The following is a 26,802-nucleotide window of genomic DNA, read 5'->3' as shown; positions in this document are numbered from 1 at the left end:
TCCGGGAGGGCACAGTGAAGCCCACAGAGGTTTCTTGGAAGAAGCGGCGTAGCAACAGCTGGAGACAACATGAGCACGCTATTCGATAAAGCTAGGAAGATGCTCGAGAAGAACCGCGAGCAGAGAAGATGGCAGAGGCACATGGGGGCAGCTGCCCTCCTCGTGGGTGCTGTCATCTGCGCTCTCCTCATCGGCACGGCCACGGCTCTCTCTGGTGCAGGCACCCTCTCGAAGGCCCTGACCAAGAACTCTGGCCTCTTCTGGCGCGAGAGCGGTACGGGGGAGTCTGCCTGGCAGCAGGTGGACTCGGAGACTCCTCTCGCAGAGGACTCTGAGCTCAGGCTCCGCCTTGCCTTCACGATGGACGCAGCAGACCTCAAGGATGGCGCAAGCTACAGCTATGCGCTGCCTGAGGGCCTTGCGGTCGAAGACGCGGAGAGCGTAGAGGTCTATGACGGAACGGGAGCAGAGAATGGTTCCGAGACTGGTGCGGTAGCGGCTTCTGGCCTCACAGCTTCCCTCAAGGACAACATCCTCACGGTCGCCTATGCAGGAGAAGAGAACGAGACCGCAGAAGGCACTGTCTCCTTCTATGTGGATGTCGACTTCACGTTTGCAGACCTTGTGACAGACGACGAAGGCGCAGCAAAGCTCAAGCTGAATGATGAGATCACGCTTTCTGTCGTGAAGGCGCAGGAGACGGCTGCGGCTGAGGAAACGACCTCTACTAGCAGCGAATCAGCGAGCGCTGCAGCTGCAGAATCCGCAGTAGTTGCAGCAACTACAGCTGAGAACACTTCTACTGACAGCACTTCTACCGAAAGCGATAACGAGGTTTCTGCTGCCAAGGCAGCAACGGTCGAAGAGAACTCTGGAGAAGTCGCTACAACCGAAAGCACCGATGCAGGGGCTTCTGCGACTGCAGCCACCGAAGCAGTGAGCAATGACGCAAGTTCAGCAGCTGCTGCTTCCACTGTGGACGGAAGCACGTACCTGACGAGCGCCAAGCTCTCCAAGAACGTGAATGGCACGTGGCAGGAGACGACCGAATTTACTGAAGGCGACAACGCACGTGTCGATCTGGCATTCACGTTCCCCACCGGCACCATTACCCCGACAGCTAAGACCGTAACATATCAGCTGCCTGACGGTGTGCGTCCCACCAAGGAGATTGCCGGTCAGGCGGTGTACCAGAACGGCGTGCAGGTGGGCACGTTTGATGTGTCCACGGCGGGCCTGGTCACCATCACGTTCAACGACGACTACGCCACGGGCAACACGATCGTCGCCTCGCTGTATTTCGAGGGCACGGTCGAACGCACGGGCGATTCCGCAGACGGCACGATCCAGTTCAGCGATACTGATCAGACCACCATCTCCGTCAACCCAAAGGCCACGACGAACGACGTGCATATCGCCAAGGCAGCTACGCTGAATTCGGGGCATGACGGGGCAACCTATACCGTAACCGTGACGACGAACAACGGCACGGATGGCAGCCGCATAGAGATTAATGATGCTGTGACAAGCGACTCGAACGTGTCGTATACCGACTTCTACAACAAGAGCACCCTGCAGGTCGTGAAAAAGACGCCTGCATCGGACGCTGGTACGGTCATCGACCCGTCTACCTACACCGTCACGTGGGATACGCAGAACGGCAAGCCACACTACTCGATCAAGTATCTGTCAAATCTTGCAGCGGGCGAAAGCTACGTTATTACCTATACGGCAAGCTTTGCTCAGCAGAGCCCAGATGCCGATGCGAGCATCGTGAACCGGGCGAGCGCCAATACACCTGCGCTGGGCACGAGCGCGACTGCTACTGTCAGCTGGAAGACCGACGATGTCAAGACCGGCAAGTATAGTTCGGGATGGCTCTACTGGGATGTGACGCTGAACCGCAACAACAAGAGCATGGCCAGCTTCACGATGACGGACACGCTGCCAGGAGCCCTTGTAGGCGCGATTACGGTAACGGATTCTTCTGGCAAGACGATCCTGACCCTGAACAAGGGCAACAACTACACGGCTACGTCGGATTCCGGCGTGGCAGGCATCTACGACGATAGCAGCAGGCAGCTCTCGCTGAAGTGGCCTGAGACGAGCTCTGATACGGGCACCTATACGGTTTCGTATCGTACGAGCACCTCGGCGGGCACGGGTGACGAAACTGTCACCAATACAGCGAACACCGTCTATAGAGACGGGACCAAGCATGCGGCTTCGGCAAGCGTGACATTCACCCATAACGGAGCGTGGGGCGTCAGCAAGGTCAACAGGAGCCATACGTTTGCCGGAAATGGCACGTATACCTTCAGCTGGCGTGTTACCGCTACTGCGCCTGAAGGGGCATCCGGCAGCTATACGATCAGCGATACCCTTGGCAATCTCACGGGCCAGGACGGCTACGATTACGGTTCGGCGGGCCACTATGTCGTTGCATTGGATCTCTTCCAGACCCTTTCGCTGCAGGGTATAAGCGTCACGGGCAAAACAACGACCTTCAATTTGATTTCATATGGAACCGCCGACGATGGATCCATCAATCTTTATGACTTTACCACCGGCAAACTTGCCGCAACTGCAAAGGTAGCCATGTACGATGCCACCGGCAATTTGGTCTCGAATGACAGCAGCGGCCACGTGAAGAGCTTCGCTGTGACCATCACACCTGTTGACACAACGCTGTCATATGCGAACTCTTCGACGACCATGATCTATGAGTCGACGGTCGATACGAACTCGAATACCATCCCTGATGGCGCAGTTGTCACGGCTGGAAATACAGCAAGAGTGGGGCTCATCAGCAGCTACGACGAGGCACAGGTCGGCAAGACGCAGAAGTTCTCCAAGCAGGTACTGATTGGCAGCAGCTGGACAAGTGCCGACAAGACGGTGGAGTACGTAAAGACTTCCGATTCGAGTACCAATGATCCGAACAGGCTGACGTACCGTCTGATGGTCGATACGACCAATGCGAGCGGCGATATCGTAATCACCGATACGCTGCCTGAGGGCATGTCCTACGTTGCCGGCTCGGCACAGCTTGTGCAGACCATCAATGGTGTCGACGAATACAAAACATCCAGCATCACGCCGAGCGTGAGTGGGCAGAAGCTTGCCTTCACAATCAAGAGCCGCCGCTACGAGACTCCGGGGCTGTACTACATCAGCTACAAGGCGTCCTGGAGCGGAGACTCGTATTGGGACGATCCGACTCACTTTCAGAAGACCTATACCAACACGGCGACCTGGGGCGACAGCACGGTCGACGACACCGTGACGATACATCGCGAACCCACCTATGTCGTGAAGAAGGGCGCCCAGGTTTACGGCGATGATGGAAAGCCGACAAACCGCGTGAAGTACACAGTGACCATCAATCCGGCGGCAAGCGACCTTGTTCCGTCGTCAGAGCAGCTGACGCTCACCGATAAGCTGTCCGGCTATGGCACAGCATCGCCGACGTTGGATGCTGCAACCGTGAAGCTCTATGCCTATAGCGCAACGGCAACCGATCATATTGGCACCGAGCTTTCGAAGGCGCTCTATACCGTAAGCTACGATGCTCAGAGGCAGACGATGACGGTGAAGCTGCCGGACAGCATGGCGTGTGTACTCGTGTACGAGTACACGCTTGATGGGTTTAGCGGACTTGCCAGCGACCTCAAGATATCGAACACGGCGACGCTCGAGGGAGTGTGGTCGAGCCAGACCGGTACGGCAATCGAGCACAGCACCTCAGGCGCTGTGTCTACGCAGGGTCAGTTCACGCTCTACAAGGTCGATGCTGATGACTACAAGACGACACTCACGGGAGCCAAATTCGATTTGTACTCCGGCAAAAGTGGCAGCTTTGCTGTCGCACGGCCTGATGTCAACGTTGACAACAGCATAAGCTGGGACCTTCTTTCTCCCACTAAAGCTCCCTTCGAGCATGACGTACTCTACAAGTTCGTGGAGACCCAGGCACCTGATGGCTACGCACTGTCCAGCACGCCGGTCTATGTTGTATGGCTGAACGACGGAGAGACGGCAGATCAGGCTTGGGCCGCTATCTTGAGCTCAATCAAGACGAATGCGGATGGCACACAGATTGCCCAGTCCGATGTTTACTTCATCCCGTATACCGGTGGCAGCATCTATGTGCCGAACACCTACTCGAGGCTGACGGTCCAGAAGATCTGGACAGCACCTGACGGTACAGAGCTCCCTTCCGAACAGATTGGCGTTAAATCCATAACCGTGAAGCTCTATCGGGATGTGAAAAACTCTGACGGAACCATCACGCAGACACAGGATCTTGCCGATACCGTGAGCATCATTCCCGATGCAAAGGGTGCATGGATAAATACCTGGGATAACCTTAAGAAGACGGGTGACGATGGCACGGTATACGTCTACCGCGTCGAAGAGGAAGGCCTTGAGCACAGCTACAGGGCGTCGTATCTGAACAATGATGTGCAGACAGGAACAATCACGATCAACAACACGCAGGCCTACCAGCTGCCTAAGACGGGCGGCATTGGAGATTTGCCGTTTGTGGCAGGAGGTGCTGCACTTGCAGCAGCTGCCGTGGTGGCCTTCATAGCCCTTCGCCGCAGGACCTCATAGCACGCGTCCCGATTGCTTGAGACAGCAGGCCGGCATCCTGAATAGGGGATGCCGGCCTGCTTTTCTCTACAAATATATAAGAAGTGAAATGGAAGCTGAGAGATGCAGTGCTCAGTCTTCCTGCTTCTTCTTGGACTTCGAGTCCTTCCTGTCTGCCTTCTTCGGCTTCTTGCGGTAGCGGTCAGGGCGCTCGAAGGAAGGGCAGATGCCTGCAAGCATGCAGCTCTCGCACAGGGGGTGCTGTGCCTTGCAGGTCTCACGTCCGAAGTGGATCCACTGCTCGTTGACGTCGGGCCAGAGGTCCTTCGGGATGAGCTTCAGGAGATCCTGCTCAGCTGCCAGGGGAACAGGTGCCTTCGTGAGCCCCAGCCTTGTGGCAATGCGGAAGACATGGGTGTCCACGGCTATGCCTTCGCAGTCGTGGAACGCCTTGTTGAGGACGATATTGGCGGTCTTCCTGCCGACACCGGGGAGCTTTGTGAGCTCCTCCATGGTGCGTGGCACCTCGCCTCCATGCTCTGCCACGATGATCTGTGCTGCTTCGACGGCGTGCTCTGCCTTGGCACGCCAGAAGCCTATGGAGCGGATGACTTCGCCTACCTCTGCAGGGTCTGCCTGTGCCAGGGCATAGGGGTCGGGCCAGCGGCGGAAGAACTCGGGCGTCACGCGGTTCACGCCGGCATCGGTCGTCTGTGCAGAGAGCATGACGGCTATAAGGAGCGTGTAAGGGTTGTAGTAGTCAAGGGCGCTCTCGGCTCCGCCATATTTCTCCTCCATGCGCCGGCATACCTCTTCGGCGCGCTTCTTCTTCGATGCAAGAGACTCCCGTGGCATGCGATTTTCGCTCCTCTGGCCGGAAACATGTAATTCAGCATCTTCCAGAAATGATAATGGGTTCGCTCAGAGATGGCATGCAGGACATGCAGCATCCCAATGCCCGACATGCCACATTGTCCAAGACGGCCAAAATCGGGCCGCCATTTGAGTATGATAGATGCGCTGGGAGGCGCATCGGTCGTACCGATGAGGGGGAAGGGATAGTCCATGGCTGAAATGACGAAGGATGCCCGCTACCTGATTAGCTCAGACGATGTGTACCTGATGGGCAAGGGAGAGTGGTACCGGAGCTATGACAAGCTCGGAGCCCATCCTGCCACCCAGGACGGAGAGGACGGCTACTGCTTTGCCGTCTGGGCGCCTGGCGTCACCTCCGTACGCCTCGTCGGCGAATTCAATGGCTGGGACGAGAATGCAGACTACCTCTTCGAGACGGAGACGGGCGGCATCTGGTGCGGTTTCGTGCCTGGCGTCCATGCAGATGAGTGCTACAAGTATGCAATAGAGCCTACGCCTGGCGCTGAGCTCATCTACAAGGCAGACCCGTATGCCTTCCATGCCCAGTGCCCGCCCGATACGGCATCCGTCACGACGGATATCCGCCACTATGAGTGGGGCGACAATGCCTGGATGCTCGAGCGCAACAAGAGGAAGATGCTGGAGTCCCCGCTCAACATCTTCGAGGTGCATCTGGGATCCTGGAAGCGCCACGATGACGGACTCAACGGCAACGGCACGGAGCCTCCGGCAGGGGAGCGCGCGGGCGGCAGCTACCTTACCTACGACGAGCTCTCTGTGGAGCTCGTGGACTACGTGAAGAAGATGGGCTACACCCATATCGAGCTTCTTCCCATCATGGAGCATCCGTTCGATGGCTCCTGGGGCTACCAGATCACGGGCTACTATGCGCCGACCTCCCGCTATGGATCGCCCAAGGAGTTCATGCACTTCATCGACGCCTGCCACGAGGCGGGCATCGGCGTCATCCTCGACTGGGTGCCGGGCGGCTTCTGCAAGGATGCCCAGGGCCTCGGCAACTTCGTGGGCCACAAGCTCTACGAGGAGAAGGAGCATCCGAACTGGGGCACCTACAAGTTCAACCTCGGCAAAGGCGAGGTCAGGACCTTCCTCATCTCCAATGCCCTCTACTGGCTTGACCAGTACCATGCAGATGGCCTGCGCATGGACGGCGTGAGCTCCATGCTCTACATGAACTTCGGCATCGACGATCCTGCCCAGAAGCGCTTCAACTCCAAGGGCACGGAAGAGGACCTCGATGCATCCGAGTTCATCAGGAGGACGAACTCCACGGTCGAGCGCTACCATCCTGATGTCATGATGATTGCAGAGGAGTCCACGGCCTGGCCGCTTGTCACCTATCCTCCTGAGGTCGGAGGCCTCGGCTTCAACTTCAAGTGGGACATGGGCTGGATGAACGATACGCTCCACTACTGCCAGACGGACTTCCCCTGGAGGCCGGGCAACCACAAGCTGCTCACGTTCTCGATCATGTATGCCTTCAACGAGAACTTCATCCTGCCGCTCTCGCACGATGAGGTCGTGCACGGCAAGTGCTCGCTCATCGGCCGCATGCCGGGAGACTACTGGCGCCAGTTCGCTGGCATGAGGGCACTTGCCTTCTACCAGATGACCCACCCCGGCGGCAAGCTCAACTTCATGGGCAACGAGATCGCCCAGTGGATCGAGTGGCGCGAGTATGAGGGCATCCAGTACTTCATGGCAGAGGAGTATGAAGCCCACCACGACCAGCAGGTCTTCATCGCAGCGCTGAACAAGCTCTATACGCAGGAGCCGGCACTCTGGCAGTGCGGCTACGATGCAGCCGGCTTCGAGTGGATCGACGCCGACAATGCAAAGCAGTCCCTGATCTCATTCGTCCGCAAGGGCGACGATCCCAAGGATGATCTTGCAATCGTCATCAACTTCGATGTTGCCGCGCACGAGAACTACCGTGTCGGCATTCCTGCGCCTGGCATCTGGAAAGAGATCTTCACGAGTGACGAGAAGGAGTTTGGCGGCACCGGCATCGCCAATGTCGGCGATATCAAGAGCGAGGACGTGCCCTGGAACGGGCGCGAGAACTCGGTCGTGCTCCGCATCCCGGCACTCGGCGGCATCGTCTTGAAGCGTGTGGGAGACCTGCCCAAGCCGAAGCCTGCGGCAAAGCCCAGGACGAGGAAGACCACGTCCAAGACGTCTGCCAAGGCCGCTCCTGCCAAGGCAGCAGAGGCCGCTGCGGAGAAGTCGGCTCCCAAGAGGGCGCCTGCCCGCAAGGCTCCTGCGAAGAAGGCAGCTCCTGCAAAGGATGCTGCTGCTTCTGCGCCAGCTGCTGTCGCCAAGGCAGCTCCTGCGAAGAAGGCGCCTGCCAAGAAGGAGGCACCGAAGAAAGCTCCTGCCAAGGCAGCTCCTGCCGAGAAGGCGGCGGAGCCTCAAACCCCAGCAACTCCGAAGAAGCGGACAACCCGCTCTTCGAAGCGATAGTTGTATAGGAGGCCTCTCAGGGCCCCAAGATGGAAGGTACGTATGTCAGTACAGCCACAGCTTTTCAAGGACAAGAACGACTTCAAGGAGCAGCTCGAGGCCATGTGCCTCTCCGAGCGTTCCAAGACCTTCGAAGAGTGCACGGACAGGGAGCGCTTCCTGTGCCTCGCACGTCTCATTGCCCAGAAGGCACGCCGCATCGAGGTCGAGTGCCACCCGAAGGACGAGAAGCAGGTCTACTACTTCTCCCTCGAGTTCCTGCTCGGTCCCCTTCTGGACAACTACCTCCTGAACTTCGGCATCCGCGACTTCGTCGAGGACTGCCTCAAGGACATGGGTTCAGACCTTGAGACCCTCTGCGCCAAGGAAGCCGACCCGGGCCTCGGCAACGGCGGTCTCGGCCGTCTTGCGGCCTGCTTCCTCGACTCCATGGCAGCTCTCGGCATCGCCGGCAACGGCAATGGCATGCGCTACCGCTATGGCCTCTTCCGCCAGGAGATCGAGGGCGGACGTCAGGTCGAGAAGACGGACAACTGGCTCCGCTATGGCTTCCCGTGGGAGATCCGCAAGCTCGAGAGCACCGTCACAGTGCGCTTCGGCGGCGAGGTCGTGCGCCACGAGGGTGAGGCTGGCAGCTACTGGTTCACCTGGGAAGGCGGCGAGAAGGTAGACGCCGTCCCGTACGATGTGCCTATCGTCGGCTTCGGCGGCACCTGCGTGAACAAGCTCCGCATCTGGGGCGCAAAGCCGCATACGCCTGACTTCGATCTCGATGCCTTCAATGCCGGCGACTATGCCAAGGCATTCAAGTTCCGCTCCGATGTCGAGGCCATCTCCACGATCCTCTACCCGAACGATGCGGGCGAGCATGGACGTCTTCTGCGCCTCAAGCAGGAGTACCTCTTCGTCTCTGCAGGCCTGCAGTCGATCCTTCACACCTATGAGCGCAACTTCGGCCCCGATGCCTGGGAAGACCTCCCGAAGCATGTCTGCATCCACACGAACGATACGCACCCGGCGCTCTGCGGCCCCGAGCTCATGCGCATCCTCGTCGATGAGAAGGGCCTTGACTGGGATACGGCCTGGAAGATCGTGACGGCGACTGTCTCCTACACGAACCACACGATCATGCCGGAAGCCCTCGAGAAGTGGCCGATTCCGATGCTCCGCGCCCAGCTTCCGCGCACCTACATGTTCATCGACGAGATCGACCGCCGCTACCGCGAGTCCTTCCCGCATGATGCGGAGAACTGGATGGACCAGCTCCAGAAGACGGCAATCCTCTGGGATGGCCAGTGCCGCATGGCAAACCTCTCCGTCATCTGCTCGCACTCCGTGAACGGCGTCTCTGCCCTCCATACGGACATCCTCGAGAAGTCGACGCTCAAGGACTTCTACGACCTCACGCCGGAGAAGTTCAACAACAAGACGAACGGCGTCTCGCACCGTCGCTTCCTCGCAGAGGCCAACCCTGCCTATGCAAAGCTCATCACCAATGCAATCGGCGATGGCTGGCTCAAGGATGCCTATGAGCTCGAGAAGCTCATCCCGTATGAGAAGGACGAGTCGTTCCTGAAGGATGTCCATGCTGCCAAGCAGACGGAGAAGGAGCGCCTTGCCCGCTACATCAAGGACACGACGGGCGTCGAGCTCGATCCGACCACGATCTTCGATGTCCAGGTCAAGCGCTTCCATGCCTACAAGCGCCAGCTCCTGAACGTCTTCAAGGTCCTCGACATCTACAACCGTCTCCTCGCAGATCTTTCCTTCAAGCCGCAGCCGACGTCCTTCATCTTCTCCGGCAAGGCTGCCCAGAGCTATGACTTCGCAAAGGAAGTCATCCGCCTTATCAACTCCGTCGCCGACGTGATCAACAACGACGACCGTGTGAACCAGACGATCAAGGTCGCCTTCGTCCCGAACTTCGCTGTCTCGAATGCCCAGCTCATCTATCCGGCATCCGATATCTCCGAGCAGATCTCCACGGCAGGCACCGAGGCCTCCGGCACGTCGAACATGAAGCTCATGTACAACGGCGCCCTCACCCTCGGCACCTACGACGGCGCAAACGTCGAGATCTGCAAGCTCGTGGGCGACGAGAACATCAAGATCTTCGGCCTTCGGACCGAAGAGGTCGACGAGCTCAAGGCATCCGGCCGCTACTACGCCTGGGATGAGTACAATGCCGACCGCGACCGCCTCGGACGTGTCGTGGACGAGCTTGTGGATGGCACGTTCTCGCGCCTTTCCGGCAACTTCGAGAGCATCCATGACTACCTCATGGTCAACAACGATCCGGACCTCGTGCTCAAGGACTTCCGTGCTTACGTCCAGGCATGGGAAGAGCTCACGAACGACTATCCTGACACGATCAAGTGGAACCGCGCGGCGCTTCACAACACCGCTAAGGCCGGATACTTCTCTTCCGACCGAACAATCCGCGAGTATGCCCACGATATATGGCATATAGATAAGTAAATCCTTTGCTTATCCGGAAGCTGAAAGGGGAGAATCGGTATGAGCAAGAAAGAGTGCCTCGCAATGCTGCTTGCAGGCGGACAGGGCAGCAGGCTCAAGGCGCTGACGAGCGAGGTGGCGAAGCCTGCCGTCTCGTTTGGCGGCAAGTTCCGCATCATCGACTTCGCGCTGTCCAACTGCGCGAACTCGGGCATCACGACTGTCGGCGTCCTGACCCAGTACCGTCCGTATCTGCTCCATTCCTACATCGGCTCGGGCGAGGCGTGGAACCTCGACGAGCGCTCGGGCGGTGTCTCCATCCTTCCGCCGTTCGCGACGCAGTCTGGCGGTGCCTGGTATGAGGGCACGGCCGACGCCGTGACGCAGAACCTTGGCTACATCGAGCAGAACGATCCTGATTATGTGCTGATCCTTTCGGGCGACCAGCTCTATCGCATGGACTATAACGACATGCTCGAGAACCACAAGCGCCACAACGCCGATCTGACCATCGCCGTCATGCCGGTCCCCTGGGAGGAAGCGCCGCGCTTCGGCATCCTCACCACGGACGACGACGAGCGCATTCTCAAGTTCACCGAGAAGCCTGCGCATCCCGATTCGAACCTCGCTTCCATGGGCATCTATATCTTCAACGCCGACCTTCTGGTCGAGACGCTGAAGGAGGACGCCAAGGACCCGAACTCCGAGCACGACTTCGGCAAGAACATCATCCCGAAGCTGCTTGATGCCGGCAAGCGCCTCTACACGTACCGCTTCGAGGGCTTCTGGCGCGATGTCGGTACCATCGCCTCCTACCACGAGACGAACATGGAGCTCCTGGGCTCCGAGCCGGCGTTCGACCTCTACGACCAGGAATCCCCGATCATGAGCAACACCGTGCCGATGCCGCCGCACTATGTCGGCCCTGACGCCTCCATCGATGACTGCCTCGTCGACAATGGCTGCAGGATTCTGGGCCAGGTCAGGCATTCGGTCATTTCTGCCGGCGTCTATGTCGGCCCCCATACCATCGTCGAGGATTCCGTGCTTCTGCCGGGTGCCCGCGTGGAGGAAGGCTGCCGCGTCGTCAATGCCATCCTCGGCGAGCGCGCTGTCGTCGAGAAGAATGTCGACTTTGGCAGCAAGGATGCGGATACGGCAGTGGCAGGCAATGACGCCGTGATTACGAAGGGAGAGGAGTAGCCGTGGCAAAGGTCGTAGGACTCATCACCACCAATTATTCCACGCACCATCCAAGCCAGTTCGTCGAAGGCGTGCGCCCGGTCGCGGCAACGCCGGTTCTCGGCCGCTACCGCATGATCGACTTCACGCTCTCCAATATGGTCAACGCAGGTCTTAGCACCGTTGGTCTCATCATGCCGGACAACTACCGTCCGGTCATCGACCATGTCGGTGCCGGCAAGGACTGGGGTCTTGACCGCAAGAACGGCGGCCTCTTCCCGCTTCCGGGATCCTCGTTCGGCATGAGCCGCGTCGGCGGCCGCTTCCTCATCCGCGACTTCGAGGCGAACCGCGACTTCCTGCGCCGCTCGAAGTCCGACTATGTGATCGTCTCCGGCTGCAACTTCCTCTACACGACCGATCTCAAGAAGATCGTCGATGCCCACATCGCGTCCGGCGACGATATCACCGTCGTCACCTACCGTGCGAATGAGGACTCCGAGGACGTCAATGCTGTCGTGAAGGACGACAAGGGCGCATTCGCCGGCATCAAGACAGGCTCTGCCTTCGGCGACGCTGCCTTCATGGACCTCTTCGTTATCGGCACGCAGAAGCTCGAAGAGCTCCTGGGTTGGTATCGCGATGTCGACCACCTCGATCTCTTCGATGCCCTCAAGGAGGATCTCGACGAGGTCCGCGTCGGCACCTATGACTACGAGGGCTATGTGGCGCCGATCTTCTCGAAGGAGGCCTACTTCAAGCGCTCGATGGAGCTCCTCGATCCGGCGCTCCAGGAGCAGCTCTTCACGAACGACCTGCCGGTCATGACAAAGGCACACGACACGACGCCTGCCAAGTACGAGCCGGGCGCACATGTGGCGAACTCGCTCGTCTCCTCCGGCACGAAGATCTACGGCACAGTGAAGAACTCCATCATCGGCCGTGCCTGCGTGATCGAGCCGGGTGCCACCGTCACGAACGCGATTCTTGTCCGTTCGGTCACGGTCAAGGCCGGCGCCCACATCGAGAACGCGATCATCGACCGCAACAATGAGATTGCTGCTGGCACGGTCCTTCGTGGCACGTCCGACGCAGTGCTGGTCCTTCCCAAGGGCAACGACTAGCGCCGAGAAAGCGGGAGCATCCATGGCTGTCAGAAGAAAGCTCAACATCCTCTTCGCCGCGTCCGAGGTTGTGCCGTTCGTGAAGACGGGCGGCCTGGCCGACGTCGCAGGATCGCTCCCGCGTGCACTCAAGCACGCAGGAGCCCATGTCGCCGTCATCCTTCCGAAGTACTCGAAGATTTCTGATGGGTACAAGGCGCAGATGCAGCACATCTGCGAGTTCTACGTGCCGCTCTCCTGGCGCAATGTCTGGTGCGGCATCGACAAGCTCACGCTCAATGACCTCGACTTCTACTTCGTGGACAACGAGGCCTACTTCAAGCGTGATGGGATCTACGGCTACTACGACGATGGAGAGCGCTTCGCCTTCTTCTCGAAGGCCATCCTGGAATGCCTCCAGCATGTGCCGGAGCTCGGCGACATCGACGTGCTGCACTGCAATGACTGGCAGTGCGCCCTGGCGCCCGTGTTCCTGCGCGAGTTCTACCGGGACATCCCCCTCTACGACAACATCAAGACGGTCTTCACCGTCCACAATGCGAAGTTCCAGGGGCAGTTCTCGGACAAGATGCTGAACGATGTCCTGGGCCTGGCAGGCATCCCTGCCGCACGCGACCAGCTGGCCGCAGGCCCAGGAGGCATCAACTACATGAAGGGTGCCCTCTGCTATTCGGACGCCCTCACCACGGTCTCGCCGACCTACGCCGACGAGCTCCAGATGCCGTTCTACGGCGAGAACCTCGACGGCATCTTCCGCCGCCGCCAGAACGTGCTCTCGGGCATCCTCAACGGCATCGATGTGAATGCCTGGAACCCGAAGACAGACCCCGAGATTGCGGCTGCCTACTCCGAGGAAGACATGTCCGGCAAGGCTGCCTGCAAGAAGGCGCTCCAGGAGGAGCTGGGTCTTGCTGTCGACCCCGACAAGCCTCTTGTCGCAATGGTTGGCCGCCTCACGGAGCAGAAGGGCATCGGCCTTGTCCGCTATGCGATGGACTACCTCATGAGCCGCGGCATCCAGATGGCCGTGCTCGGCACCGGCGACAAGGACCTCGAAGATGCCTTCAAATACTTCGACTGGAAGTACAACGACCAGCTTGCTGCCTGCATCACGTTCGACTCTGCGCTGTCGCACCGCATGTACGCGGGTGCGGATCTCTTCCTCATGCCGTCAGAGTTCGAGCCCTGCGGCCTTTCCCAGATGATTGCCATGCGCTATGGCACGCTTCCGGTCGTGCGAGAGACGGGCGGCCTCAAGGATACCGTCATCCCCTACAACCGCTTCACGGGCGAGGGAACGGGCTTCAGCTTCGCGAACATCAATGCCGACGAGATGACCAATGCGCTTCTCACGGGCTGCGAAGTGTACTGGACGGACAAGGACGTGTGGGCACAGCTCCAGCGTCAGGCAATGTCGCAAGATTTCAGCTGGAAGAGGGCAGCGAACGACTACCTGGACCTGTATCATAGTCTTCACCCTGAGGTCCAGCGCTACAACAAGCGCCGCGATTAGGCAGGGTAGAGAGACAGGTCACCTTGCACGCATTGCATATAAGTTCGGATCCGACGTATCGGAGTCCTTTTGGTGCCGCCCCTTGTGGCGGCACTGTCGTGCTCAGCCTCGATATCTGGGACGACTTTGGTGCCTCAGCCGATATCCGCACCTGGGTGGATGGCAAAGGCGAGTACATCTATCACATGGACCGCGAGGAGGCAGGAGACCACCTGCACTTCACCGGCTCCTTCGAGGTCCCGGACCCTGAGATCCTCTGGTACTACTTCAAGATCTATGGCTCCGATGGCTCCGTCTGCTGGTATGGCACGAAGAACGGCGCCACGTCGGGCGAAGGCGAGCTTGTGTGGTATGAGCCTTCGAGCTGGCAGATCTCTGTCTACCTCACGAGGAAGACGCTTCCTCTGTGGTACACGAAAGGCATCGTCTACCAGATCTTCCCGGATCGCTTCGCACGCGGCGCCGACTGGCGCGAGCGTGTCGATGCGGCGCTCTCGGTCAAGAGGAATGGCCCTGGACGCCGCCTGGTCGAGGACTGGGACACCGAGCCCCGCTACCAGAAGGATGCCTCGGGCGATATCGTGGCCTGGGACTTCTACGGCGGCACGCTTTCCGGCATCGCAGAGAAGCTCGACTATCTCGAGGCGCTCGGCGTCACAGTGCTCTATCTGAACCCGATCTTCGAGGCTGCCTCGAACCACCGCTATGACACGGCCGACTACATGAAGGTCGACCCGATGCTCGGCGACACGGAGGCCTTCCAGGAGCTCTGCCGCGCTGCGGAGGCGCATGGCATGGCAATAATGCTCGACGGCGTCTTCAACCATACGGGCTGCGATTCGCGCTACTTCAACAAGTACGGCAACTATCCCGAGGTTGGCGCCTTCCAGAGCAAGGACTCTCCGTACCGCTCCTGGTACGAGATCGACGATTCGGGCGAGTATGCCTCCTGGTGGGGCGTGGGCGACCTGCCTGACGTCCGCGAAGAGGACCCGGGCTACCACGAGTTCATCTGCGGCAAGGACGGCGTCGTCCGCCATTGGCTGCGCCTTGGTGCCCGTGGCTGGAGGCTCGATGTGGCAGATGAGCTTCCCGAAGATTTCATCCGTGATATCTCGAGCGCCGCACGTGCCGAGCGTGCCGATGCTGCTGTCATCGGCGAGGTCTGGGAAGATGCCTCGAACAAGGTTGCCTACGGCGAGCCGAGGCACTACCTTCTGGGCGGCGAGCTCGACTCTGCGATGAACTATCCCTTCAGGGGAGCCGTGCTCGACTTCCTCCTGAACAAGGTCGATGCCTACGAGACGGCAGCACGCTTCGAGCAGCTCTATGAGAACTATCCGCACGATGCGTTCTATTCGGCCCTGAACCTTCTGGGCTCCCATGACAGGAGCCGCATCCTGACGCTTCTGGGCGGCGCTCCCGACCCGGATACGATGGACGACAATCAGCGTGCCGCCTACAGGCTCTCCCGCGACCAGATGGGCTTGGCCAAAGGCAGGCTCTGGGATGCTGCGCTGCTGCAGATGACCATGCCGGGCGTGCCCTCCATCTACTACGGCGACGAGGCAGGCCTCCAGGGCATGACAGACCCGTACAACAGGGCGCCTTTCCCGTGGGGGCATGAGGACAAGGACTGCTTCAACATCTGCCGCAATGCGATTGCTATCAGGAAGTCCCTGCCGGTGCTTGTGGACGGCGACTTCCATCCGTTTGCCGTGAACCAGGATGTCTTCGGCTTCACGCGTTCCGCAGGTGACGAGTCTGTCATGGTCCTCGTGAATGGTGGCCTTTCCCAGCGCCATGAGTTCGAGGTGCCGATGCAGGGCGAGGCCGTGGACGATATCGTGTCGGGCCAGGATCTCGAGGTGCATGACGGAAAGGTCCATGTCGGCCTCTGGCCTCTGGGAACGGCGGTCCTCTACTTCCACAAGGCACAGATGCTCGACCGTCCGCTCGAGCCGGGCATGGGCATCCTCTGCCATATCACGTCGCTTCCGAATGGCGGCCGTCCTGGCACCATGGGCAAGCCTGCCCGTGACTTCATCGACTACCTGGCTGCAGGCGGCCAGCGCTACTGGCAGATCCTGCCCGTGAACCCCTGCGACCGCCATGGCAGCCCGTACGCCGGCCTTTCTGCCTTTGCCGGCAATACTGCCCTCATCGAAGGCACGAAGGAAGACCTCGAGAAGAAGACTGCCGCCATCAAGGATTCAGACCCTGCCTTCAAGGCATTCTGCAGGAAGGAAGAGGCCTGGCTTCTTCCCTATGCCACCTTCCGTGCCATCAAGCACTTCGAGGGCGAGCGTGCCTGGCAGACGTGGCCAGCCAAGTACAAGAAGTACTCGGACAAGCTTCTGCATGACCCTTCGCTTGCGAAGGAGATCTCCTACCACGAGAAGCGGCAGTTCATCTTTGCCCAGGGCTGGTCTGAGCTCAAGGAGTACGCGCACTCGAAGGGCATCTCGCTTGTCGGCGACATGCCGATGTATGTCTCTGCCGACTCCTCCGATGTCTGGAGCCACCCCGATCTCTTCTCGATCGACAAGGACGGCAACGCAACCTCGATTGCAGGCTGCCCGCCCGATCAGTTCAGCGAGGATGGCCAGGTCTGGGGCAACCCGACCTACCAGTGGAAGCGCATGGCAGAGACCGGCTACGAGTGGTGGATGCAGCGCTTGGCACGTGCGTGCGAGCTCTATGACTATGTGAGGCTCGACCACTTCCTCGGCTTCTCGTCCTACTTCTCTATCCCGGCAGGACATTCCGCCAAGGATGGCATGTGGCACTTCGGGCCGGGACGTGCGCTCTTCGAGCAGGCGGAAAAGAAGCTCGGACCCCTGCCCTTCATTGCAGAGGATCTGGGCTCCATCACGCCGGCCGTGCATGCCCTCTCCGCTTCATGCGGCTTCCCGGGACTCGACGTCGTGCAGTTCTCCGACCAGGATGTGCGCCAGTCGTATGTGCCGATCCACCACAAGGTGGCCTGCTCGGGCACGCACGACACGCAGACGCTCCTTGGCTGGGCCAAGAGCCGCTTCGGCGAGGAAGGCACGCCGGAGTTTGCGGAAAGGCTCCTGGAACGGGTGCTGGCAACGGATGCGAAGGTCGCTATCGTGCCGCTCCAGGATGTGCTCGGCCTGGACGACACGGCACGCATGAACGTGCCGGGCAAGGCTGACGGCAACTGGTGCTGGCAGGCAGATGCCGAGGATATCAAGGCATCGCTTCCGCACTTGAAGGAGCTTGCAGAGAAGAGCGGCAGGGCTGCCAAGTAGCAGATATGTGAGCTGAAAAGCAGCGATTTTGCGGCGGGAGCCTCTCTCGATGAGGGAGGCTCCCGCCCTCTGCTATCGTGGGACTTCCGGATATGAATCTGCCGGATTGTGCCGGCAGAAGAGATATGAGGTCTTGCATCTATGTTCATAAACCGTGTGGGCGCCCGTCTCCTTTCGGCGCCCGAGATGGCAGAAGCCCTGCATGAGTACCATGAAGGACACGACCTGACGCTCGCGGTCGCCCAGAGTGCACGCCCGCTTGTGCTGGCAGCGCTCTGGGCAGAGCGTCCCCGTCCGTGCCTTCTGGTCGTGGCAGGCGAGGAGGCGGCAGACAGGACCGCGCGTACCCTTGCTGCCTGGCTCGGCATGCCATCGGTCTCGCGCTATCCGGCGAGAAGGGACTATCCCTGGTCCGATGCAGGCTACGACGATGCTATCGTCGGTGCCCGCTGCCATGCGATAGCGCGCCTTGCGGCAGGGGAGCCCTGCATCGTCGTGGCATCTGCTGCCGCGCTCCTGCGCCGCGTGCCGCCCAAGGGCTCTGGCTACTTTGCGCCGAGCACGTTTTCGTGTGGCGATGAGGTGCCCTTCGAGGATGTCCCTGCCCTTCTTGTCGGCATGGGCTATAGCCCCAAGGGCGCAGCGGATGCACCGGGTGCCTTCTGGGTGCATGGAGATGCGGTCGATGTGTTCCCCGCACAGGCAACAAGCCCGGTGAGGATCGAGTTCTTCGGCGACGAGATCGACCGGATCCGCCGCATGGTGCCTTCGACCGGCCAGACGATCGGCGAGCTCGAGAGCGTGACGGTGGGGCCCTGCCGCGAGATGGCACTCTCTTCCGAGAGCATCATCCGTGCCAAGAAGGCCCTCTTCAAGCCGGCACAGGAGAGCACGAAGATCGCTGAGGACCTCGAGCTTATCAGCCAGGGCGCAGATGCGCCGCATCTCGAGAAGTATCTGCCGGTGCTCTACGGCAGCACGGCATCGCCCTTGGAGCACATCTCGTCTGAGACGCTTGTCGTGCTTGCAGAGCCGAGGGCGCTCTTTGATGACTGCCAGCGTGCGACAGACGACATCTCATCTGCTGCGCAGAATGCGCGCGAGAAGACGGAAGGTCTCTATACCGACCCGAAGAAGCTCGATTTCGGGCGGCAGCAGCGCCTCTCGTTTGCAAGCATCATGCGCCAGGGGACGCGTGTGACGGCAGAGCTCAAGGTGAGGCAGCCGAATATCGCAGGTTCCGATACGAAGCTTCTGGGAAGCGTCCGCCAGATGATCTCTGATCGCATGGCCGTGATCTTCGCTGTGCCGGACAGAGGTGCCCGCGAGGCCTTGGAGCTTACCTTCAACGACGAGGCCATCCCCTTTGTCGAGTCTCTGGGCTCGGCCCCCGAGAACAGGATCCCGGTAGACGATCCTGAGGCGGAAAAGAGCATCGTGCCCCTTGAGAAGGGGAAGGTCACGTTCTTCGATGCACCGGTCCCTGCTGGCATCATCGTGCCGACGGCAGGCCTGGGCGTCCTTTCGGTGTCAGATCTCACGGCTCGCATGGCAAAGCATGCGAAGCGGGTCAAGAAGATCGATCCCACCTCGGTCACGTTCCCGTTCAAGCCGGGAGACTATGTCGTGCACGCAACGCACGGCATCGCCCTCTTCTCCCAGATCGTGCGCCAGGAAGTGGCAGGACGCCAGCGTGACTACTTCCTCCTCGAATATGCAGGCGGCGACAAGCTCTATGTGCCGCTCGAGCAGGTGGACAGGATCACCCGCTATATCGGCCCGGATGGTGCGGCTCCGCGCCTCACGCGCCTCAATACAGCAGACTGGTCGCGTGCGACCGGCAAGGCCCGGAAGAGCGCAAAGAAGCTTGCCTTCGACCTCGTGGACCTCTATACGAGGCGCGCAAGCGTCGCGGGCTATGCCTTCCCGCCTGACACCCCTGAGCAGGAGGAGATGGAGGCAAGCTTCCCCTATCCTCTGACGCCTGACCAGAAGTCTGCGATTGCAGACATCAAGGCCGATATGGAGTCGCCGAAGCCTATGGACAGGCTCCTCTGCGGCGATGTGGGCTTCGGCAAGACCGAGGTGGCCCTGCGTGCGGCCTTCAAGTGCTGCTGCTCCTCCCGCCAGGTCATGGTCTTGTGCCCCACGACGATTCTCGCCGAGCAGCACCACCAGACGTTCTATGAGCGGTTTACGCCCTTCGGTCTCAACGTCCAGGTGCTCTCCCGCTTCGTCACGCCGGCCAGGCAGAAGAAGGCCTTGAAGGGCTTTGCTGAGGGCACGGTCGATGTCCTCATCGGCACGCACCGCCTGCTCTCGAACGATGTGAACCCCCACGACCTTGGCCTTGTCATCATCGACGAGGAGCAGCGCTTCGGCGTCCAGCACAAGGAGCAGCTCAAGAACATGCGCGAGCAGGTCGATGTGCTGACGCTTTCCGCTACGCCGATTCCGCGCACGATGCAGATGGCCGTGAGCGGCGTCCGCGACATGTCGCTCATCATGACAGCACCTCCGGGAAGGCTGCCCGTGAAGGTGACGGTCGGCGAGTGGGATCCGGACGTCGTGAGTGCCGCCATCCGCTTCGAGCTTGCCCGCAAGGGACAGGTCTACTACGTGAGCAACCGCGTCAAGACGATCGACGATGCGGTCATGCGCGTCCAGGAGGCTGCGCCCGAGGCAAGAATCGGCGTCGCGCATGGCAAGATGAGCCCGCGCGAGGTCGAGGACATGATGATGAAGTTCCAGGAGCATGAGATCGATGTGCTCGTGGCAACGACGATCATCGAGTCCGGCATCGACAACCCCCATACGAATACCTTGATCATCGAGGACTCTCAGCGCCTGGGACTGGCCCAGCTCTACCAGCTCAAGGGCCGTGTCGGACGTGGCCGCATCCAGGCCTATGCCTACTTCATGTTCCCGGGAGAGCAGCCGCTCACGCCTGAGGCAACGGACCGTCTGACCGCTATCAACGAGTATCAGGACCTCGGATCCGGCATGCGCATCGCAATGCGTGACCTCGAGATCAGAGGCGCTGGCTCGCTTGTGGGTGCAGAGCAGCATGGCAACCTCTCGAGCGTCGGCTTCGACCTCTTCACGCAGATGCTCGGCGAGGCGGTAAGCGAAGCCAGGGGCGAGACGGCGCAGACAGAGCAGCCCGAGGTCACGATCAACCTCTCGGCAGACTTCTATCTCGCAGAGGAATACCTGCCTGAGGTGGACAAGCGCGTTCTTGTCTACCGCCAGCTTGCCTCTGCCTCAGAGCTCTCTGATGTGGACCGCATCCAGAAGGACTGCGAGGAGCGCTATGGGGCGCTGCCGCTTGCGGGCAGGAACCTCTTCGACAGGGCCCGCATCCGCATCCGCTGCCAGCGCATGGGCATCACCTCGGTCTCCCTCATCCAGGGACGCTTCGTCTATCAGGGCATCGAGGTGCCGAGGAAGCTTGCGCTCAAGTTCAAGGAGCGCCACGCCTTCTACTATCCGAAGACGAAGCAGCTCAAGTATCCCTTCCACAAGGGGGCAGAGGAGATCGTGCCTGCTGCGCTCGGCGTCCTCGAAGAGGTCGGCGGAGACGACGAGGAAGACGAATAGGCGCACAGCAGATGGCGCAGGGACAGAAGAAATTTGCCCCTGCGCCTTTCTGAATTGAAGCCGCGCTTGCCTCAGCCTGCTGATGCGGCTCTTTTGGCATCTGTACAGGGCTTGCCATGGTGGATCTTGCCTGCATGCCCTGACCAGGTGCCTTCCTCATATTCTTCTGCCATCGCATGAAGAAGGCCGTCTGCGAGCTCTGTCCCGTTGCACGCAGTCCCCCAGCAGGCCTTCTTCTCCGTCTCCGGGCTGCCCGGCTGTTTTGCTGATGCCATGTCGGGCATGGATTCTCCTTGTCTTCAGCAATCATTCTGGCTCTTGGTTCGGACTCCAGCCAGAGAAATGGGCCGATGTGGCCTCGTGGCCGGACCATTGCCAGCAGTGCCCAGTAATGGAAACTGTGCACAGGCCAGGATGGCAGGCGCTGTGGCATGGTATAAAAGAGACAGAAGGGCCGGCTGGTCCTTCTGTCTTCTTCAGGCTGTATCTATACTTCAAACGAAACAGGCAGCTATGGGTCTCGATGGGGAAACGCACGCAATGAGAATGCCTAGATCTTTCGGCAGGAGCACGGGCGATGCCGGCAAGACCGGGTCGCTTCCGCGTCTTCGGGTACACGAGACGAGAAACACCAGCCAGGCCAGCTGGCGTCCTGCTGTCTTTGTCGGTCCGAACTCGCGTGGCGTGAGGCTCTCAGGCGACGGCGATGCGTTCAGGAAAGTCGGCAATGACCGGCTGCATAGGCGTACCTCTCGCAGCGCTGCATATGCTGCCCCGGCCCAGGCACCTGTCCAGACAACGCAGGCAGCAGATCCTCAGAATCTCACGGTCCAGGAGCGCCAGGAAGCACGCAGGCGCAGAAGAGAGGGCATCTCTTCTCCTGCTGCAGATGCGGAGCGCGGCCGTGGCTCCGACAAGCCGATGAGCATCCTCGGCTCCCACAAGGGCCTCGTGATCCTTGCGGTCATAGCTGCTGTCATCCTTTCCCTCTATGGTCCCATCCGCAGCTGGTATGTGGCTCAGAGGAGGACCCAGGACCTCCAGGCACAGTATGCGCAGCTGAACTCTGCCAACTCGGTCCTCCAGGGCGAGGTGAGCTCGCTCCAGACGCAGGAAGGCATCGAGGACGAGGCCAGAAAGCATGGCTACGTCGAAGAGGGCGAGACGCCGGTCACGATCACGGGCGAAGGCTCCGAAGTGGCCGAGGACTCTTCCGATGGCTCTGATTCCACCTCGGATACAATCTCTGGCACGAGCACAGCGACGGCCGATACAGACGACCTCACGAAGTTCCTGGATGGGTTTTTCCAGTACAAGTTCGAGGAGTAGTCATGGCGAGGATTGCAGTCATCGATATCGGCACGATCACGGCGCGTCTTGCGGTCTCCGAAAAGGAGCAGGGGAGCGCGCTCTCCCAGCTCAAGAAGATCTCGACGATCTGCAACATGGGCGAAGGCACGGCAGAGACAGGAAGGCTCTCCTCTGCCGCTATCGAGCGTGTGCTCGCCTGCGTCAGGGGCTATGTGGATGAAGCCCGTGCCATGGGAGCATCTGCCTGCGCCTGCACGCTCACGAGCGCCGCGCGCGATGCCGAAAACTCATCGGAGCTTCTGGAGCCTCTGGCCAAGCTCGGCCTTGTTCCTTCTGTCATTCCGGGCACGACTGAAGGCTCTCTGGCCCTTCTGGGCGTCGTCCAGGACTTTCCGGACGAAGAGGTGCTTGTCGCAGATTCTGGCGGCGGCTCGACGGAGCTGAGCCAGGGAAAGCTGGCAGATGGACGCCTGCGTGTCGACCATGTGCGCTCGGTCAATGTGGGCGCACGCCGCCTCACGGACCTCTTCCTGAAGAAGCAGGACCCGCCTGCGGCAGCTGAGATCGAGGCGGCACGTGCCTTCTGCGATGGCCCCTTCGAGGAGGCGGTAGCAGAGCTTGATGAGCTTCCTGAGGCAGCTACCCGTCTCGTGCTTGTCGGAGGCACGGCGACCTCGCTTGTCGCAATGGATGCAGAGCTCGACCCTTACGATTCTGCCTACGTGCATCTGCACGAGCTCGAGCGCACGACAGCCGAGCGCCTGGCTGCACGGCTCGCGAGCCTCACGGTCGAGGAGAGGGCACATATGAAGGGCCTTCAGGCCAAGCGGGCGCCTGTCATCCTCGGCGGCACCCTTGCCATCTCTGAGGCCATGAAGTGCACCGGGTTCGACGTGGCGACCGTAAGCGAGCACGACCTCCTCTCGGGCCTCTCGCTTGCCACGGCAGCAGCCTGGCTCGGCGAGGAAGCGCCGCTTTCCTGGACGCCTGCGCTCTCGACGCTCTGATCTTGTCCTCAATGCGCTACTCTTGAAGGACGCTTGGGGGCGTGGCGAAATTGGCAGACGCAGCAGACTTAAAATCTGCCGCCGCAAGGCTTGCGGGTTCGAGCCCCGCCGCCCCTACCAGAACTATCTTGGCCGGAACATAGCGCTCCGGCCTTTTTGTAGTGCGGCGCACTTCCAGCAGGGCATCGTCCCTCGCAGAGATATTGCGGACTTTGCCGTTGGCAGATGATGGACTTCTCCTGTGCACTATGATGGGCTACGCTCAGTTGTCCATAACCTGTCCTGTCTTCTAGTTGTCCTTCGGGAAAGCAGGGCCCACGAGGAAGTGTCCACCCATGGCAGAGATAGCAGAGAAGCGTGCACAGAGGAGCTTTCCGGTGCCGCAGCTTGTTGCGCGTGAGGCCGAGAAGACGCCTGGCGCAGATGCTGCCCCTTGTCCAGAGGCAGCAGTCCCTCTGAGGGAGGCAGGCACAGGGCAGCTCCTGCACGAGCTGCTGGCAAAGCTGCTGCGTGGCCGCATCATCTCAGGCGAGTGGCCGGCAGGTTCGAGAATCATGAGCGAGCATGCCCTGATGGAGCGCTACGGCGTCTCCCGCGGCACCGTCCGCCGTGCCATTGGCATGCTTGTGGATGAAGGCCTCCTGGTCCAGCGCAAGGGCAAGGGGACGTTCGTGACCCGCTCCGGCGTGGCACATCCGGGAGGCGCGCGTCCGCTCTCCTTTGCCCATGCCCTGAAGGAGCAGGGGCTTGCCTTCAAGACCCAGGTGCTCGCAAAGGAAGTGCTGCCGGCACCTGCCGAGGTCGCACAGGAGCTGGGACTCGAGACAGGAGAGCCTGTCCTCTTCATGCGCCGGGTCCGCACGGTCGAAGGCCGAGCCATCGTCTGCCAAGAATCATGGGAGAACCTTGGTGCCTGCCCGGGGCTGGCTGACTCCGACTTCACGAAGGAGTCGCTCTTCGACGCCGTCGAGCGCTGCTCGGGCCGCGAGATTGCCCTCTCGAACATGAGAAGCTCGGCGACCTGCGCTGGCAAGGAGCATGGAGGATACTTGGCGCTTCCTGCCGAGGCACCGGTGCTTCTGCTCGAGCAGACGATCAGCCTCGACAACCATGTCCCGATCGAGTGGAGCCTGACCTGGCTGCGCTCAGACCAGAGCCTCATGGGTGTGGCACTGCAGGATGAGATGAAGCGTCCTCAAGTCCCTGCGGTCTCTCCGCGCGATGCAGAGGTGCTTCCGAAGCAGGAGCGCCGCCGTCTCGACCTTCTGGCCTGCGATATCCGCGAGGGCGTCATCAAGACGGCTGAGCGCTATCCGGACATGCCCTTCCATATCGGAGGCGCGTTCTCGGCGGCAGAGATCTACGCCGTCCTCTTTGGTGCCGTCCTGCATACTGGCAAGGACGGCATGCCCTGGGAGGAGCGCGACCGCTTCGTGCTCTCGAAGGCACATGCTGCCGTCGGCCTTTACCCGGCACTTCTCAAGGCTGGCCTCATCTCTCAGGAAGATATGGACAAAGGGCTCTTCGGGCCGGATGCGGTGCTCTTCAAGCACCCCAAGCGCGACCCCGCGCGTGGCCTCGAGACCTCGGGAGGGTCTCTCGGCATGGGCCTCGGCTATGCGGCAGGCCTGGCGCTGGCGTTGAGACGCAAGAAGCTCTCCTCGCGCGTCTTCTGCCTCGTGGGCGACGGCGAGTGCAATGAGGGAAGCACGTGGGAGGCAGCGGCCTTTGCCGGCCACAACCGTCTTTCCCAGCTCACGGTGATAGTCGATGCGAATGGCATGCAGCTCGACGGACCGACCGCAGAGATCCTCGATACAGCGCCTCTTGCGCAGAAATTTGCTGCCTTCGGGTTCGAGACCGTGGAAGTGGACGGCCACGACGTCGGTGCGCTCTGGCAGGCGCTCTCGTCTGCCCACGATGCCCCCCGTGCCATCATTGCCCACACCGTGAAGGGCAAGGGCCTCTCATTCGCGGCGGGTGTGGCGGCATGGCATGACCATGGGCTCGACAGAGAGCTCTGGGATGAGGCTGAAGTGGAGCTTGCAGCAGCGAGGGAGGCAGCAGCCCATGAGTGAGATGCGTCATATGGATGCCGGAGAGGCACGTGCGCTCGATGCAAAGGATTCCAAGGAGGTCTTCGGCGAGACGATGGCACGGCTCGCAGATGCCTATCCGCTGCTCTCCGTCGTTGTCTCCGACTATGGTCGGAGGCTTTCGCTCGACAATCTCAAGGTACGTCATCCCGATGCCTTCGTGCAGTGCGGCATCGCAGAGCAGAACCAGATTGAGGTGGCCGCAGCCCTTGCAAACGAGGGGGGCCCTGTCTTTGCTGTCTCCTACGCGCCCTTCATCACGGCACGCGTGCTCGACCAGATCCGTGTGAACCTCGGCATGATGGAAAGCCCCGTGATCTTGGTGGGCCTGGGAGCGGGCTACGCCGTAGGGGAGCTCGGTGCGAGCCATATGGGGCTCGAGGACATTGCAGACATGCGTGCGATTCCGAACCTCACGGTCGTATCTCCGAGGGACAACGCCGAGCTGGCACTTGCCCTGGAGGAGCTTGCAGCGCACCCGAGGCCGGCCTATGTGCGCATAACAACGGGCACGTTCCTGGAGCCCACAGATGCCGGCGTGGACTTCAGGATCGGCGCAGGCACGCTTCTGGCAGGTCCAGAAGATGCCGAGGTCGTGCTCATAGCGACAGGAAGCCTCTGCGCTGCGGCAGCGGACGCACAGGAGACGCTCGCCACGCAGGGCATCTCCTGCGCTCTTGCCGAGCTTGCGACGATAAAGCCGCTCGACACAGCATTTCTGAACCAGTTCCTGGGCGCCCATCTCTGGGTCTCTGCCGAGGAGCATACGCGCATCGGCGGCCTTGGCAGCGCCTTGGCAGAATATCTGGCGCCTCTGGCCAAGAGGCCGTCACTTGTCCCAGTCGCGGCTCCTGACACCTATCTCGAGGCAGATACGCAGGCACATCTGAGGAAGCGCGCAGGGCTCACGTCTGAGGCAATCGCCGAGACCGTGCTCCAGCGCCTCGGGAAATAGCGTGGCACAGAAAAAGCGCCCTGCCTTCCGGCAGAGCGCTTCCCTCATTCCATGGTGCCCCCAACGAGACTCGAACTCGTGTCGCCGCCTTGAAAGGGCGATGTCCTAACCGCTAGACGATGGGGACGGCAGGAGCTGATTATACCAGAGGGCACGCGGGCGTACACGCTGCTTTCTGCAAAATCGGGACTCCACGCATTTCCGCTCAATTACAGACTTCATACGAACGGTTCCGGAAGTCAGCTGTACATGTGCGGATGGATGGCGGAACCTGTGCGGTGGTGGCCGGAGAGGCCGGCCAGACGACGTGCAGGAAGAAGCTG

13 protein-coding genes and 2 tRNA genes are annotated in these 26,802 nt (G+C 60.6%); 13 read left to right on the top strand and 2 right to left on the bottom strand.

Going from position 1 to position 26,802, the window contains the following annotated elements:
- Positions 1-69 precede the first annotated feature (69 nt).
- Positions 70-4,617 carry a Cna B-type domain-containing protein gene (locus VXJ24_RS08815; protein ID WP_330972564.1) on the top strand — a complete coding sequence of 1,516 codons (4,548 nt, stop codon included), beginning with the start codon at positions 70-72 and terminating at the stop codon, positions 4,615-4,617.
- Between the two features lie 111 nt (positions 4,618-4,728).
- On the opposite strand, the gene nth is transcribed toward VXJ24_RS08815, so the two are convergent.
- The gene (gene nth, locus VXJ24_RS08810) at positions 4,729-5,451 is read right to left on the bottom strand and encodes an endonuclease III (RefSeq protein WP_330972563.1); all 723 of its coding nucleotides are present in this window, start codon (positions 5,449-5,451) and stop codon (positions 4,729-4,731) included.
- A 210-nt stretch (positions 5,452-5,661) separates the two neighbouring features.
- Between nth and glgB the strand changes: the two genes are divergently transcribed.
- The 12 genes from glgB (at position 5,662) to VXJ24_RS08750 (ending at position 26,479) form a co-directional block, all read left to right on the top strand.
- A complete protein-coding gene (gene glgB / locus VXJ24_RS08805; protein ID WP_330972562.1) occupies positions 5,662-7,956 on the top strand; it encodes a 1,4-alpha-glucan branching protein GlgB in 2,295 nt (764 codons plus the stop codon).
- Positions 7,957-7,998: 42 nt separating this feature from the next.
- Entirely contained in the window at positions 7,999-10,434 is a 2,436-nt protein-coding gene (locus VXJ24_RS08800) for a glycogen/starch/alpha-glucan phosphorylase (RefSeq protein WP_330972561.1), read from the top strand.
- 39 nt (positions 10,435-10,473) lie between these two features.
- Complete coding sequence (locus tag VXJ24_RS08795) at positions 10,474-11,616, top strand: glucose-1-phosphate adenylyltransferase (RefSeq protein ID WP_330972560.1); 1,143 nt, start codon at positions 10,474-10,476, stop codon at positions 11,614-11,616.
- A 2-nt stretch (positions 11,617-11,618) separates the two neighbouring features.
- Entirely contained in the window at positions 11,619-12,719 is a 1,101-nt protein-coding gene (glgD, locus tag VXJ24_RS08790) for a glucose-1-phosphate adenylyltransferase subunit GlgD (RefSeq protein ID WP_330972559.1), read from the top strand.
- A 22-nt stretch (positions 12,720-12,741) separates the two neighbouring features.
- Complete coding sequence (gene glgA, locus VXJ24_RS08785; protein ID WP_330972558.1) at positions 12,742-14,232, top strand: glycogen synthase GlgA; 1,491 nt, start codon at positions 12,742-12,744, stop codon at positions 14,230-14,232.
- A 98-nt stretch (positions 14,233-14,330) separates the two neighbouring features.
- On the top strand, positions 14,331-17,510 hold the full coding sequence (locus VXJ24_RS08780; protein ID WP_330972557.1) for a 4-alpha-glucanotransferase: 3,180 nt from the start codon (positions 14,331-14,333) through the stop codon (positions 17,508-17,510).
- Positions 17,511-17,651: 141 nt separating this feature from the next.
- On the top strand, positions 17,652-21,110 hold the full coding sequence (gene mfd / locus VXJ24_RS08775; protein WP_330972556.1) for a transcription-repair coupling factor: 3,459 nt from the start codon (positions 17,652-17,654) through the stop codon (positions 21,108-21,110).
- Positions 21,111-21,656: 546 nt separating this feature from the next.
- A complete protein-coding gene (locus VXJ24_RS08770) occupies positions 21,657-22,439 on the top strand; it encodes an FtsB family cell division protein (RefSeq protein ID WP_330972555.1) in 783 nt (260 codons plus the stop codon).
- A 2-nt stretch (positions 22,440-22,441) separates the two neighbouring features.
- Positions 22,442-23,428 carry a Ppx/GppA phosphatase family protein gene (locus VXJ24_RS08765; protein ID WP_330972554.1) on the top strand — a complete coding sequence of 329 codons (987 nt, stop codon included), beginning with the start codon at positions 22,442-22,444 and terminating at the stop codon, positions 23,426-23,428.
- Between the two features lie 35 nt (positions 23,429-23,463).
- Positions 23,464-23,548, top strand: a tRNA-Leu gene (locus VXJ24_RS08760).
- 215 nt (positions 23,549-23,763) lie between these two features.
- Positions 23,764-25,506: a UTRA domain-containing protein gene (locus tag VXJ24_RS08755; RefSeq protein WP_330972553.1), complete on the top strand. Its 1,743-nt coding sequence runs from the start codon at positions 23,764-23,766 to the stop codon at positions 25,504-25,506.
- Positions 25,499-26,479 carry a transketolase family protein gene (locus tag VXJ24_RS08750; protein ID WP_330972552.1) on the top strand — a complete coding sequence of 327 codons (981 nt, stop codon included), beginning with the start codon at positions 25,499-25,501 and terminating at the stop codon, positions 26,477-26,479. Before VXJ24_RS08755 ends, VXJ24_RS08750 begins: the two co-directional genes overlap by 8 nt.
- 52 nt (positions 26,480-26,531) lie before the next feature.
- Here the strand turns inward: VXJ24_RS08750 and VXJ24_RS08745 are convergent.
- Positions 26,532-26,606 (bottom strand) — tRNA-Glu (locus VXJ24_RS08745).
- Positions 26,607-26,802: the final 196 nt, after the last annotated feature.

Source organism: Olsenella kribbiana (genome assembly GCF_036408795.1).
GTDB lineage: Bacteria > Actinomycetota > Coriobacteriia > Coriobacteriales > Atopobiaceae > Olsenella_L > Olsenella_L kribbiana.
This window is presented reverse-complemented; position numbering and strand designations above follow the sequence as displayed.